Genomic DNA, 14,562 nt, shown 5'->3' on the forward strand with positions numbered 1-14,562 from the left:
CGCGGGATCCTAATTGGTTCCCACCATCTCGTCGGCATATCTGCTACATGAGATATACTTCCATTTATTATTATAATAGAAAGGCATAATCATGTACATCTGCATTCTGCCTGCGTTTTCAAGCGACGATGAATGGAAATGATCCACAAGATAATCCGTTCCGGCCTTTTTTATCCTGTCCCTAACGGTCGACATATCATAAAAGCTTATAAACCGCTCGATCTCCGACTTTTTGATAAATAGCTCCGCGTAAGTTTTTACCGCCTTATCTGCGCTCTTAACACGATCGGAGATTGCTATCTGTTCGCCCTTAAGGAAGATATTTTCCACGGTTCCCTCATCGTCAAAAATATCCACCCTGAAATACTGATTAAAAATATGCGCCATCGCAGCCTGAACGCTGTCGGCAAGATGGCCGTCACTATACAACGTCACATTCCTTGATACAAGGGCAAAAGACGCTTTGTTTCCCTGCCTCGATATGAAACGCACCTTGGAATTGACGACGCTTCCGCCTGCTATATAATCGGCTTCCGCCCTACTTGTGAGAGAGCTTTCCGCCTTCTGTGTTATCTCTTTTAACCCCTTAACATCGGGAAGCTCAACATTCTTAAGCCTCTTGTTTACTTCTTCCATGTTCGCGATTCCAATCGTATTAAGGAAGGTAACATAGGCATTATTCATGTAGAGCATGTTCATTTCATTCTCATCGACCTCAAGGATCGCTATCGGAAGGTTGTTGAAAACCTCCATGGTCTTGGGTCGTAACGGTGTATTTCCAAGAAGATTGATCTCTCCGATCTTGTCGTAGTAGTTCCTTATCTCCATAGATTCACAGTGTTCGCCTACATTTGTAACCTTTTCACCGCTGTCGTTAAGAGGCTCCGGCTTTCCGAACAAGAAGCCCTGCAGCTTCTCACAGCCGATTCTTTTAAGAAACTCGTACTGCTCCTCAGTCTCCACACCCTCTGCGATCGTATGGATCCCGAGCTCTTTTGCCATATCCACGATATTTGCAAGGATTACCCTTGATTTCTTGTTGGTCTGAAACTCCCTAAGGAAGTTCATATCGATCTTTACGACATCAAAATCATAGGACTTAAGGTTATTAAAAGAGCTATAGCCTGCGCCGAAGTCGTCCATCCAAACTTCATATCCCGCATTTCTGAAGCTCTTTATCTGATCACCCAGAAAGTCCGCGCCCGAAGCGACCGCACTCTCTGTTATCTCTATATTCAAAAGATATTTTGGAATGTCATACTTTTCCCTGCACTTATCAACTTCTCCGAGAATATCGCAAAGCTCAAAATCAAGCCTTGAAAGGTTAACGGACACCGGTTCCACATTATGTCCGAGCTCGATATCTTTTCGCAGATCCGCGCATACCTGCTCTATAATATAGGTATCCAGCTTATGAACAAGCCTTACATCCTCCAAAACCTCGATAAAAAGCCCGGGTGAGATAATTCCAAATTCCGGATCCATCCACCTGGCAAGCGCCTCATAGCCGCACACATTGCGGGTCAGCGTCCTGACTTCCTTCTGATAATAAACCTTGAAATATCTGTTGTTAAAAGCTGTCTCGAAGTTATCCAGGACATATTGCCTAAGCCTGTTTCTCTTTTCAAGCTCATTCGAATAAAAATTGGTATCGCGGTCATAAACTCTTATGATATCGTCGCAGGCAGCCTTCGCCCTGTCTATCATGACAACGGGATCTTCCTCATCTCCTCTTGCAAGATAAATTCCCGCCTTTATACGCATAACAAGGCCTTTTTCATACTTATGAACTATCTCACGCAGCTTATCCAGCCTTTCGGTTATTTCATTTTGCATAAGTGAATTGGACAGAATTATAAAATGATCGCCGCTTGCCCTTGCAACCAGCTCATTGGGGAACACTCCGAGAATCTCCATTGCAATGCCTTTTATGAAGTCATTGCCTCCCGAGAAGCCGTATCTTTGGTTAAAAGACTTGAAATTCATGACATTTATATAGATGATGACCGTATTAAGACAAGCCGCAAACTCCCCATGTCCCTGAAGATGCTCAAGGATACCGGTCAGACTGTGCAGCCCCGTAAGTTCATCGATATGATATCTTTCTTCCGACATCAAAGAATCACGTTTTTTCCTCATAATCCCTGCCTCCATAACCAATGAAACAAAATCCCCCGTTTCATTAGTTATTTGGAAACAAAATAACGTGCACGCATGAATATTATATCATACTTTACGAAAATTTTTCGTAAAAAAGTGACCCATTTCCAAATGGGTCACAATTACTCTTTATATGCTTAAAACAGGCCTTTTACATATTCAACACTTCTTAGATATTCTTCATCGGTGACCAGGTGTTCAATGATATAGGTCATGTCCTTATCGTATTCAAGGCCTTTTTCTATGACGTGCTTTATGTTGATCTCTCCGTTTCCGGGATAGGTCTCTTTGAAAAAGATCGTGTAATCATCCTGCATCTTAACGTCCTTGATATGGCAGCTCTTTATATATTTACCGAGCTTTTCAAAGCATTCATCTATGAATTCTTCGTTGAAAAAATATCTCTTAGGAGTTGTCATCCAGTTAAAAAGATCAAGATGTACCGCGAATCTGTCCCTGTCTACATCTTCCATAAGTTGCAAATACTCATCCGGGCCCGTCGGAACCATCCAAGGCATGGGCTCTATCGTAAAATATGTATTCTTTGGATTTACAGCATCTATTATCTCTCTTATTGTCTTTACTCCAAGCTCCCAAGTCTCTTTTGAAAAATTGTCCTTGTATGCTCCGTCCCAGCGCTCACCTCTTGATCCCAGGATGTTTACGCAGCAGCGTGCGCCGATCCTGTCTGCAAGCTCAAGCTGACCGATACTGTACTTAATAGCCTCTTTTCTTTTATCTTCATCAAGGTCCAGTGTATTTCTCCAGATACCGACTTCCGCGATGGTAAGGCCGTTTGCGGCTGCTTCCTTTACATACTCATCTATGAGCTTATCATCGTCCTTGCATGTAGGTGAAAAATTGATAGCTTCAAGTCCGAGTTCTCTGTGTCTTTTGGCCCACTGTGCAGGGCTGTCATGTTTAAGAGGTGACGACGTTCCAAGTTTCATACCTTTCTCCTTTTTGCTTTGATCATATCTCTCCCATGTTCGTTCCGGGCTTTAACGGCTCGGGTCTTTCACATGTGGTTGTCATTTTGTAGGTTTCGTTGTTATCTGCTGACTTTATTATGCCCTCAAGCGCTTCAGTCACATGTAAGATGAAGTCTCCGCTTGTTCTTGGGTCTCTTCCCTTTTCTATCGCATCTGCAAGATCCAGGACACCTATGCCTCGCGAATAATCTTTTACCCTGGGGAAGAGCTCTGGAAGCGTCACAAAGCTTTCGCTTCTCTTAACGGTGTCCTCGCTCTTATTATAAACGGTATCGGTGAACTGCTCTTTTCTGTATATTTTGGGACTTCCGCCGCCGAAGTTCGGATCGGGATAAGTCAAAGTGCCATCGCTTCCGTATATCTCAAACATCGGGAGGTTCGATCTGTATATATCAAAACTTACGTTAAGATTTACTACCGCTCCGCTCTTAAGCCTCATGACCGCCGAATAATGCGTATCTGTTTCGGGCACCAGCTCTTTTCCCTCATCGGGACCAACATAAATGTGGCGAACTTCCTGCCCCTTGCAGCTAAGCGCCGTTATACTGTCGATCGGTCCAAGCAGCGAAACGATCGCCGAAATGTAGTACGGCGCCATATCGTAGATAGGGCCTGCGGTCTTCATATAAAAAGCTCTCGGATTGCAATGCCATGTCTCAACGCCAAAGGTAGTCATATTGGCTGTGACAAAAAAGGGCTTACCTATAAGATTGTCATCAAGATAATGCCTTACGCTCTGCAGTCCCGAGGAAAGAAAGGTATCGGGAGCACATCCGACATAGAGAGATCTCTCTTTTGCCAGATCCAGAATGCTCCTTGCGTCTTCCAATGTAGCCGCAAACGGTTTCTCGGAAAAAAGATGCTTACCGGCACTCAATATCTTCTTTGATAACTCGAGATGAAATTGTGGAGGTGTGAGATTGATAATAATATCAATTGAGGGGTCTTCTAGAATTTCATCAACACTGAGTACGCGCGGTATGCCAAACTCGGAGGAGAATTTTTGTGCTGCTTCAGTATTTATATCCGCGCACGCATCAATTTCCAGCTTCTTGTAGAATTCCTTGATGTCTCCGGCATATGTTCTGCTGATTACACCTGTTCCCAAAATTCCGACTTTGCAGTTTTTCATAAGACGTTCCTTTCTTCGGGCTGTAGAATATGGAAATGCGTTGATTTCGCATCCCACATTGCTTATTTTAATATCATAAAAAGACATCTCACTACTCATATCTTGCAATCGCACTTATCATCTGGTAAACTAACGCACTTTCCGCATTATCACTCGCATAAACTGGTATTAAAAAAATAATCGCAATTGGTTATTATATTGATACCAGATATGTAGTATATTCTATGCTAGCGTACGAGAATATATAGGCCGCATGTCGCTACGAGCCTATAGCTGCGCAATATCATTATTTGGGAGAATTCAGATGACACAGAATACTCAAGCTCTTAATAACAAAAAAGCTTCCGATCACGTAAAGTGGATCACGATAACAGCCCTTTTTATGGCGCTCAACATCATTATGTCAAGCTTTGGAATACCGGTCCCCGGAGGCCACTTATACCTCTGCGACCTTATAATATGCACAGCAGCGATACTCCTTGATCCTGTAGCTGCTTTTATCGTAGGCGGTATCGGATCGTTCCTCGGAGACTTTCTCTTTTATCCCGCTCCAATGTTTGTATCGCTTGTAACACATGGCCTTCAGGCTCTTGTGATCTCTCTTATAGTCCACTCCAAGATGATCAAAGGGGAAAAAGAGCATTTTGCAGCATCAGTTGTTGCAACCCTCATCGGTGCGGTTATAATGGTAGTTGGTTATACACTTGGAAAGACCTATGTATACAGCACTTTTGAATATGCAATGATAAAGCTCCCTTACGAGATCGCACAGGCACTCCTCGGAGTTGTCGGATCTCTCCTTCTTTGCTATAAGGCAGGGCTTCTTAAGATATTTAAAAGATTCGATTTTGAATAAAACAATAAGAAAGGCAAAAGAAATGGATTTTAGCGAAATCACTTCTCAAAGCAAACAAGCTGTGACCGAGATCCTTGAAGGCGCAAGACTTACAAAGGGAAGCCTATTTGTAGTAGGCTGCTCATCAAGCGAGATCCTTGGCGACCAGATAGGAACCGCAACAAACCTTGATTCTGCCAATGCGGTATTTGACGGAATAGTCCCCGTCCTTAAAGAGAACGGCATATTTATGGCAGCTCAGTGCTGCGAGCACCTCAACAGAGCTCTTGTTGTAGAGAGAGAAGTCATGGAAAAATACGGTTTTGAGCAGGTCAACGCAATACCTCAGCCCAATCATGCAGGCGGAGCCTTTGCAACCGTATGCTATCAGAGATTTAACGATCCCGTTCTTGTAGAGTCGATCAACCAAAAGGCTGACGCCGGAATAGATATAGGCGGCACCATGATAGGAATGCACATGCACCACGTAGTGGTACCTATGCGCATCTCTCTTCGTAAAATAGGAGCCGCTCCCATAATATGTGCCCGCCACCGCCCGAAATACGTCGGCGGACAGAGGGCAATCTACGACGAAAAGCTCATGTAACCAAAAGAAAACCCTGAAATGCGAAAGAAAGCATTTCAGGGTTTTTGAATTAATGGTGGAACAAACGAAGTCCTGTGAATGCCATTACCATATCGTGGCTGTTTGCTGCCTCGATAACGTTGTCATCACGAACAGATCCGCCGGGCTGAGCGATGTACTTTACGCCGCTCTTGAAGGCTCTTTCAACATTATCTCCGAAGGGGAAGAATGCGTCTGAACCAAGAGCAACATCTGTGTTCTTATCAAGCCAAGCTCTCTTCTCCTCTTCTGTGAATACTTCAGGCTTTTCTTTGAAGATATTCTGCCACTTGCCGTCTGCAAGAACATCCATGTAATCAGCACCGATATAAAGATCGATAGCATTGTCTCTGTCGGGTCTCTTGATGGTATCAAGGAAAGGAAGATTAAGAACCTGAGGTGCCTGACGAAGGAACCAGTTGTCAGCCTTGGAACCTGCAAGTCTTGTGCAGTGAATTCTTGACTGCTGTCCTGCTCCGATACCGATAGCCTGTCCGCCCTTAACGTAGCAAACAGAATTGGACTGTGTATATTTAAGTGTGATAAGTGCAATGATAAGGTCGATCTTAGCTGACTCAGGAAGTTCCTTGTTGTCTGTAACGATGTTTGTGAGCATGTCCTCACCGATCTCGATGAAGTTGTGTCCCTGCTCGAAAGTTACGCCAAATACCTGCTTCTTCTCGATAGCAGCGGGAACATAGTTCTCATCAATCTCGATAACAGCGTAGTTGCCGCCCTTCTTAGCCTTAAGAACCGCAAGAGCCTCATCTGTATAACCGGGAGCAATGATTCCGTCCGAAACTTCTCTTTTTACAAGGTTTGCAGTATCAAGGTCGCAGACATCCGAAAGTGAGATGAAATCTCCGAATGATGACATTCTGTCGGCGCCACGTGCTCTTGCATAAGCATTGGCAAGAGGTGAAAGCTCACCGAGATCCTCTACCCAATAGATCTTTTTCTCAATATCTGAAAGAGGTGTTCCGACAGCGGCACCTGCAGGTGATACATGCTTAAAAGATGTTGCTGCGGGAAGTCCTGTTGCTTTCTTAAGCTCAGAAACAAGCTGCCATCCGTTGAGTGCATCAAGAAGGTTGATGTATCCGGGTCTTCCGTTAAGCACCTTTATGGGAAGGTCGCTTCCGTCCTCCATATATACTCTGGAAGGTTTCTGATTGGGGTTACAGCCGTATTTAAGTTCTATTTCGTTCATACCGTTTTCTCCTATTTTCCTACAAATAATTACTTATTCTTGTTGATGATCCTTGACTCGTACTTACCTGTCTCGATGTCAATGAATCTTGTGAACAATGAAACCTTATTATCCTCGTTGAGTGCGTTCCATACATTGTTTGTGAATGTATCGATGTCTCCCTCGATATTAACGAGTGTAGGCTCACCCTCATAGCTGGGAAGCGGATTTCCGTCCTTCATATATGTATGGATAAAATAGCCTTCGCCTGCCTTGGGATTTTCGTAAGCAAATGTAAATCTATGGCAAGAAGAAGGATCTCCGTTGTTGCTCTTAAGAATTGACATAGCAAAATCGTATTTGCCGTTCTCTACGTTCATGATGCCGGAAATACGAGGTGTGTAGTTGGGCGCATCGGGCTCGAACTCTCTTGTGCGAAGAGCCTGCTCAAAAGTCTTGCCCTCTTTCATAAGATCGTAAACTGTATCTGTCTGATCGCCGTTGGTAACGATAGTTGAGTTACCGAGAACTCTTACGGGAGCGTAGATGATAAGGCTGGGATCTTCCATCTTGGAAGGGTCGAATGCCTGAGTGCGGATACCTTCGCCGTCTTCTACAAATACTCTGTTTCTTGAATTTTCACTTCTTCCCATGATGAAGTAAGCACATGCTGCCTTTTTGCCGTCAGCTGTAAGGCCGATAACGATGCCTCTTCCGGGGTAAGTGGTGCGTGAGATTTCTTCCTGTAAATTAACCATATCTGTCCTCCATTTAAATGAATCACATGCTTCACTAAACTCGAAAAAACCTTGTTAAGTGAACATGTGTGGCTCGCACTAAGCTCGACAATACCTCGCCAAGTGCTCTGCACAAAAAAACCGCCTGGGAAACCACAAAAAGCGGTTGCCCAGGCGGTCGACATTCATTATTATTCTCCATACTCCCTCGTGGTTACCCACTTATCCGCCAGTTGTATGGACACATATAACATACACTTTTGCTTAAAAAAAATCAAGGTAAAAAATCACCAAAGATTTTTTATATGATTACTTAAACGGATTTTCCGTAACTCCTCTCGCCATACAAAGGCATGAAGTTGCGCCCCTGTAAGAAAGCGGATTACCTTCAATATCCGTAACCTTGCAGCCCGCTTCCGATGCGATAAGCGCAGCTGCGGCGTAGTCCCAGAGCTGGATCTTAAGTTCAAAATATAAACTCGTTCTTCCAAGCGCGGTGCAGCACATATCCCATGCAGCCGTACCGGACCTTCTGAGGTCTACGCATTTGGGAAGTAGCTCTTTTGCCATCTCAAATGACTTGTCCCTAAGCTCAGTGTAGTAAGGAGCTGTTCCGAACACCGCCAGGGAGTCGGACAGGGGACTATCGGAGGACATGATCTTTTCACCATTCATGTAAGTCCCCTGCCCAATAACAGAGGAAAAAAGCATCTCATCATAAGGGTTGTAGACTACAGCCATATATGGTTCCCCGTCTTTCAAAAGACCTATCGAAACCACAGAGGGTCTGTATTCAAAAATAAAATTACTTGTTCCGTCAATAGGATCGAGAACAAAACAATATCCACTGCTCATCTTTTCTTCGAAGACATCCTGTCCGTCCTCCTCACCGAGGAATGACGCCTCAGGAAGGATCTTCTCAAGTCTTTCGATCAAAAAAGCCTGAATCTTTTCGTCAGTCTCGGTGCAGAAGTTTGCATGACCCTCTTTTTCCATGATCTTTGGGCGCTTTGCGCTAAGCATTATGTCTCCCGCATCTTTTGCAGTTTCAATAATTTTCTCAATTAACATCTTACATCTCCGCTTGTCCTTGATATTTCTTTATTCTTTAGGACTTTTCTTAAAATAATACATCCTTCTCAGTCCTTGAACAAGCTGTGTACGATAGCGATGATGTTCCATACAGAGCCCCAGATCTGCCAAGCAAGGAGCAAAAGTAATACTATAGAAGCTACGCTTAAGATTATATTCATCACAATTCCTCCCTATCAGTTCTTTTCTCTAATACGATCACCGGTCTCGATATCGAAAAGGTGTGTCTTTTCTTCGCGAACTTCGAGCTTTATAACGTCGCCTCTCTTGTAGCGCTTCTCATCTTCCGTGATAAGCATCATGAGTACGTCGCCTACGCGGACACCTATTCTTCTCTCATCTCCGAGATTCTCAAAAGTAGCGATCTCTTCGGAAGTTCCCTGTGAATCGGGTCCGCCGATAAGAACGTCCATAGGACGAACGCCCATCTTGCAGCGGAATCCGTCACTTACTACACTGTAGTATCTCTTGGGAACCGCGATCTGAAGATTGGAATCCTCGAATGTAAAGAAGAATGTTCCGTCCTTATTTATAATGGTAGTCTCCAAAATGTTCATAGGAGGCTCACCGATAAATGATGCAACGAACTCATTGGCGGGATCGTCGTAAACTTCCGTAGGTGTTCCGAACTGCTGAAGCACACCGAAGTTGATGATAGCAATCTTATCAGCAAGTGACATAGCCTCGAGCTGATCGTGTGTAACGTAAACCGTTGTACATTTGATCTTGTTGATAAGACGCTTGATCTCGGTACGCATTGCCTGACGTGCCTTACCGTCAAGGTGTGACAAAGGCTCGTCCATAAGAAGGAGCTCGGGCTCTCTGATGATTGCTCTTGCGATATTAACACGCTGCTTCTGTCCGCCCGAAAGCTTAACGGGCATCTTATCAAGAAGGTCGTCTATCTGCATGAGAGGAGCGATCTCGCGAACTTTCCTGTCGATCTCTTCCTTGGGCACGCCCTTTGCTCTCATGTTGAACGCAACGTTTCCGTATACGTTTAAAGGCGGATACATCGCGTAATCTTCGAATGCAAGTCCGATATTTCTGTCCTTGGGATGAAGCTTGTTTACAAGTCTGTCTCCGATAAAGATCTCTCCGTCAGTTATCTCCTCAAGTCCTGCGATCATACGCAGTGTAGTTGTTTTTCCGCATCCGGAAGGACCGAGTAATGCGACAAATTCTCCCTGCTCACAGACAAGGTTAAGATCCTTTACAGCAAAATCATTCTTGATCTTTTTCTTTTTACCTGAATTATCATATCTTTTATAAAGATGATTAAGTGTCAATCCGGCCATTATTCTTCCTCCTTTGATGCAGCGAGTGCAATAAAGCTTGCCTCATCGTAACGAACTATATATTCTTTGCTCTCAAAGTCAAAGAGGATTATATGATCCATTTCGAGCTTAATGTAAACATCGCTGTCGATCTCAACATTCAGACCGTTGGGGGCGATCATACGAAGCTGATAATCTCCGCACTCTGCAACGATAACAGATTTATTTCCGATACTCTCATAGCTGTAGACCGTGCTCTTGAAATAACCTTCCTTGGGTTCAAAAGAGTACTTAACATTCTGAGGACGGATACCGATGTCGCAGCGTACCATTCCCTGCTCCTTGATCTTGGAATAAACATTGTCATCCTTAGGAAGAGCAAGAGTGATCTCTTCTCCGCATACATTGATCTTTGCATCAAATCCATCATTTGTTGCTGCAACTGTTGCCTCAAAAATATTGATCTGAGGCTCGCCCATAAGCTGTGCGGTGAACTCATTGCAAGGCATGTAGTAGATCTCATCACCCGTACCTATCTGCACGATCTTACCTTTATTGATAATGGCGATACGGTCGCCAAGCGCCATTGCTTCCATAAAGTCATGTGTTACATAGATACAAGTAGATCCGAGATTTGCCTGCATTTCCTTAAGCTCTGTACGCATAGAATTACGAAGCTTGGCATCAAGGTGTGCCAAAGGCTCATCCATAAGGAATACGTTGGGTGTACGAACGAGCGCACGTCCCATCGCTACTCTCTGCTTCTGTCCGTTTGACAACTGGCTGGGAAGTCTCTCAAGAAGATTCTCCATCTTCATTGTCTTGGCAGCCCATTTAATTCTCTCGGCGATTTCCTCTTCACTTGCCTTGTAAAGCTTACTTCTAAGGGCTGATGCCATGTTGTCGTAAACAGTCATCTGAGGATACAGAGCATAATTTTCGAAAACCATCGCAACGTTGCGGTGTGCGGGATCTGTAAGGTTCATTACTTCATCGCCGAATTTTACAACGCCTTCTTCGGGCATCGCAATTCCGGCGATACAGTTCAAAATAGTTGTCTTTCCTGCACCCGCAGGTCCGAACAATACAAAAAACTCTTTATCTTTAACGTCAATTGTGATTCCATCAAGTGCCTGAACTTTGCCGAAGGCCTTCTTGACATTCTCAAGTTGTATTCTTGCCATAAGTCCTCCTTAACCTTTAACGGCACCAAAGCTGAGTCCACGAACGAGATGCTTCTGAATGCAAAGTGCAAAGATCACAGCAGGCAGAGCCGATACTGTTGAAGCAACCGCAAGCTGTCCATAGTGAGCACTGTCGGTACCTAAGTATTTCATGATCGCAACGGTTACAGGGTACACCTTGTTGCTTGAAAGAATGAGCGGGAAAGTGAAGGAATTCCAAGCAAATATAAAGGCGAGGAGCGCTGACGAAACCAAACCGGGCTTGATCAGAGGAACCAGCATCTTGAAAAAGATCTGATACCAGCTGTAACCGTCGACCTGAGCCGCATATTCAATCTCTACCGAGATGTCCTCGAAATATCCGCGGACAACCCATATCAAAAGAGGAAGTGATATTAGCTGGTAAACCCATATAAGGCCCACATAGCTGTCATAAAGACCGATTTTTTGGTAGATCATGAAAAGTGGCAGAACAACCAATATTTCGGGTGCAAATTTATAAGAAAGAATCTGGAATGCCAATTCTTCTTTTCTCGGGAAATTGTATCTTGCAAGCGCATATGCCGCAGGCACACCTACAATTACAGATACCAAAACCGCACCGCCCGATACTATAACACTGTCAAGGATGTATCTTGCGTAGTTCGAACGAAGAAGTACTTCCTGATAGTTTGCAAGTGTGGGGTGGAACAAAAACGTTGTTGTAAATACTTCCGTATCTGACTTAAAAGTTATAAGCACCATCCAAATAAGAGGGAAGAGCGCAAATATCGCATATACGATAAGTAAGAAGTTTTGAAGCACATATAGTGCTCTCTGTTTTCCTGTCTTCATCTTGCTCCTCCTTTACTCTTCCAGACCTGCGGCCTGCTTCTGTGCAGTACGCTGTAAGTTTACGATACGTTTTGCGGCAATGTTGATAATAAGCCAAAGAACCAGAATAAACGGTATTGCCGCACCAAACTTCTGGAATTTGAAGCCTTTCTGATATGCGGTAAGCGAAAGAGACATCAGCGCATTTCCGGGGCCTCCCTTTGTAAGCGCGAAGATTATCGCATATTCCTGAAGTGCCGCCATGAAGCGGAACAAAAGTGCTATGTAAAGGCTTGGCTTAAGCATCGGAAGTGTAAGGTTTGTAAAGTTAAACCATGCGCTTCCGCCATCAATAAGAGCCGATTCAAAAGGCGACTTCGGAAGTGACTGAAGTCCTGCCAAAACCAGCAGAATAATAAATGCGGTATTGATCCATACGTCTATAATGATTACCGTCAGCATAGCCGTTCCCGGTGCTGCAGCCCATGGGAAGTTGTATACGCCGAATATATTCAAAAGCTTTTCAACAATACCTACCGAACTGTTCAACATAAGCTGCCATACGATCGTCGCCGTAACGGGTGCGATCATAAGCGGAAATACAAGCAGAACGCGCAGTACTTTTGAAAGCCCATTATTCAAATTATTAAGTAAAATAGCGACTCCAAGACCTATAAGCATTTCCAGTACCGTGGAAATGACACCGTACATTAATGAAATTTTTACTGCTCCCCAGAATGCGGGATCTCCCAACATACTTACCCAGTTGTTTATGCCTATGAATTTGTGAGTGGGAAGTTTAAAAGAATAATTAGTAAGTGAATACCAAATTGCCATTGCAAAGGGAACCATGATTCCGATTGTAATGATGAGTGAAGGTGCAACGATCAAATAGGGTCTGACACGTGTCGAAAACGGCACTTTGTTCAGTTCTGATTTACCGTTGCTCTTGTTCTTTGCGGTCATGTCTACACCTCATACATTATTCAAAACATCACGGGGGAAAATTGCCTCCCCCGTGCGTTTTGTGTTAGTTTTTTACTTCTCTTTCAGATTACTCTACTTCAAGATCGGAAACAAGTTCATCCATCGTAACCTTTAGCTGATCCATAGCTTCCTGAACGGAAGAATACTTATCGGTCGTTACAAGATCCTGGAGGGTCTTAGCCCACTCAGTTGTTGTCTCTGTGAAGTATGGCTGAGCTGTGAAGAAGATACTTGCATTTTTGGATATTGTAGAGAAGGCCTCGTAATATCCTTCTGCACCTGCAACAGACTGCTTGTAAGCTTCGTTGTTAAGTACCGAAGTACGAGGAGTGTCCGTGCAAGCCTTCTCAACGCCTGACCAAAGCATAAACTCAGGACTTGTGAAGTACTGCATGAAGTACCAAGCAGCTTCCTTCTTTGTAGAATCAGCGTTCATAGCCATTGACCATACCCAAAGGTTAGACTTCATATCTGCCTCTGTCTTGCCTGCAGATTCGGGATAAGGAACCATGCCGAATGCCATGTTTCCGGCCTCGTTGGATGATCCGGGTGTATTCTGAGTATATCCACCTCTGTCTGCATCCCACATCATAGCTGCTTTTCCTGCACCGAGGTCAGCTCCGCACATTTCCCATCCGTATGTTGCCCACTGAGGAGCGCTGCCGTTCTTTACAAGGTCAACCCAGTACTCAGTCATAGCAACTGCTTCGGGAGAATTAACTTTACTTACAAGCTTGCCGTTCTCAATCTCAAAATCCTTAGCACCCCATGTTGAATACATGGACATATATGCGGGATGGATTGTTCCCCAGTCGGGAAGACCACGAACTGCAAGTCCGTAAGAACCGCTGCCGTCGAACTCTTTAAGAGCCTTGGCTGCTTCGAGAAGCTGCTCAGCTGTCTTGGGAGGCTCAATACCCTTCTCTTCAAGAATTCTCTTATTATATGTAAGGATATTTACTTCCCATCCCATAGGAAGAGCCCACTGGAAGCCGGAGCCTACAGCATGTCCGGGAACGAGATCCCATTTAAGAGCATCGATAACCGCAGGAATGAAATCATCGTAATCCCAATCAGGGCTTGTGAGTGTAGTGCCAATGTATTTCTCGAGAGGTTCAAGGTTGCCGGCTGTAGCATATTCCCATGACTGATATGCACCTGTCATGAAAACGTCGATAGATCCTGAATGACTGCTGAGCTCAACGTTAAGCTTTTCAAAGTAATTTCCCTCGGGCATTGAAGAATAATTAACCTTGATACCTGTTTTCTCAGTAAACTCGTCCAGTTTCTCTTCAACTGCATCTGCATAAGTATGTTCACTAAAAAGAACTGTGATCTCTTCACCATCATATTTCTTCCAGTCAAACTCTTCCGCTGCTGCTTCGGGGGAAGCGGATTCCGCTGCAGGTGCCGCTTGCTGTCCGTCAGATTCGGGGGTTCCAACTGCCTGGGGTGAGTCAACCCCACAGCCAGTGAGCGTTGCTGCTACCATTGTAGCCGCCAATACAAGTGACATTAACTTTCTCATACTGTCTCTCC

General features: G+C 44.4%; 13 protein-coding genes and 1 riboswitch. Of the genes, 2 read left to right on the plus strand and 11 right to left on the minus strand.

The annotated features are described in order from the left end of the window. Positions 1 to 9: 9 nt before the first annotated feature. From D6853_RS00405 to D6853_RS00415, 3 genes are all read right to left on the minus strand, one after another. On the minus strand, positions 10 to 2,139 hold the full coding sequence (locus tag D6853_RS00405; protein ID WP_158588623.1) for an EAL domain-containing protein: 2,130 nt from the start codon (positions 2,137 to 2,139) through the stop codon (positions 10 to 12). 158 nt (positions 2,140 to 2,297) lie between these two features. Beyond that, complete coding sequence (locus D6853_RS00410; RefSeq protein WP_120655848.1) at positions 2,298 to 3,110, minus strand: sugar phosphate isomerase/epimerase family protein; 813 nt, start codon at positions 3,108 to 3,110, stop codon at positions 2,298 to 2,300. A gap of 22 nt (positions 3,111 to 3,132) precedes the next feature. Continuing rightward, positions 3,133 to 4,284: a Gfo/Idh/MocA family protein gene (locus tag D6853_RS00415; RefSeq protein WP_120656274.1), complete on the minus strand. Its 1,152-nt coding sequence runs from the start codon at positions 4,282 to 4,284 to the stop codon at positions 3,133 to 3,135. A 304-nt stretch (positions 4,285 to 4,588) separates the two neighbouring features. Between D6853_RS00415 and D6853_RS00420 the strand changes: the two genes are divergently transcribed. Continuing rightward, positions 4,589 to 5,140, plus strand: a complete 552-nt coding sequence (locus tag D6853_RS00420) for an ECF transporter S component (protein WP_120655849.1) — start codon at positions 4,589 to 4,591, stop codon at positions 5,138 to 5,140. 22 nt (positions 5,141 to 5,162) lie between these two features. Further along, positions 5,163 to 5,726, plus strand: a complete 564-nt coding sequence (locus tag D6853_RS00425; protein WP_120656275.1) for a TIGR01440 family protein — start codon at positions 5,163 to 5,165, stop codon at positions 5,724 to 5,726. A gap of 49 nt (positions 5,727 to 5,775) precedes the next feature. Here D6853_RS00425 and D6853_RS00430 read toward each other — a convergent pair whose 3' ends face one another. The 8 genes from D6853_RS00430 to D6853_RS00465 form a co-directional block, all read right to left on the minus strand. After that, positions 5,776 to 6,954: a phosphoribosylaminoimidazolecarboxamide formyltransferase gene (locus tag D6853_RS00430; protein WP_092246642.1), complete on the minus strand. Its 1,179-nt coding sequence runs from the start codon at positions 6,952 to 6,954 to the stop codon at positions 5,776 to 5,778. Positions 6,955 to 6,983: 29 nt separating this feature from the next. Beyond that, positions 6,984 to 7,691: an IMP cyclohydrolase gene (locus D6853_RS00435; RefSeq protein ID WP_120655850.1), complete on the minus strand. Its 708-nt coding sequence runs from the start codon at positions 7,689 to 7,691 to the stop codon at positions 6,984 to 6,986. Positions 7,692 to 7,831: 140 nt separating this feature from the next. Next, a riboswitch (ZMP/ZTP riboswitch) is annotated at positions 7,832 to 7,917 on the minus strand. Between the two features lie 62 nt (positions 7,918 to 7,979). Further along, positions 7,980 to 8,741, minus strand: a complete 762-nt coding sequence (locus D6853_RS00440) for an inositol monophosphatase family protein (RefSeq protein ID WP_120655851.1) — start codon at positions 8,739 to 8,741, stop codon at positions 7,980 to 7,982. 197 nt (positions 8,742 to 8,938) lie between these two features. Continuing rightward, positions 8,939 to 10,060, minus strand: coding sequence for an ABC transporter ATP-binding protein (locus D6853_RS00445; RefSeq protein ID WP_120655852.1), 1,122 nt, complete (start codon positions 10,058 to 10,060; stop codon positions 8,939 to 8,941). Further along, positions 10,060 to 11,223 carry an ABC transporter ATP-binding protein gene (locus tag D6853_RS00450; RefSeq protein WP_120655853.1) on the minus strand — a complete coding sequence of 388 codons (1,164 nt, stop codon included), beginning with the start codon at positions 11,221 to 11,223 and terminating at the stop codon, positions 10,060 to 10,062. The genes D6853_RS00445 and D6853_RS00450 overlap by 1 nt, the downstream gene beginning before the upstream one ends. 9 nt (positions 11,224 to 11,232) lie before the next feature. After that, on the minus strand, positions 11,233 to 12,057 hold the full coding sequence (locus D6853_RS00455; RefSeq protein WP_120655854.1) for a carbohydrate ABC transporter permease: 825 nt from the start codon (positions 12,055 to 12,057) through the stop codon (positions 11,233 to 11,235). A gap of 12 nt (positions 12,058 to 12,069) precedes the next feature. Then, positions 12,070 to 13,002, minus strand: coding sequence for a carbohydrate ABC transporter permease (locus D6853_RS00460; protein ID WP_120655855.1), 933 nt, complete (start codon positions 13,000 to 13,002; stop codon positions 12,070 to 12,072). Positions 13,003 to 13,090: 88 nt separating this feature from the next. Further along, on the minus strand, positions 13,091 to 14,551 hold the full coding sequence (locus D6853_RS00465; RefSeq protein ID WP_120655856.1) for an ABC transporter substrate-binding protein: 1,461 nt from the start codon (positions 14,549 to 14,551) through the stop codon (positions 13,091 to 13,093). Positions 14,552 to 14,562 lie beyond the last annotated feature (11 nt).

Source organism: Butyrivibrio sp. X503, from assembly GCF_003625475.1.
Classification (GTDB): Bacteria; Bacillota; Clostridia; order Lachnospirales; family Lachnospiraceae; genus Butyrivibrio.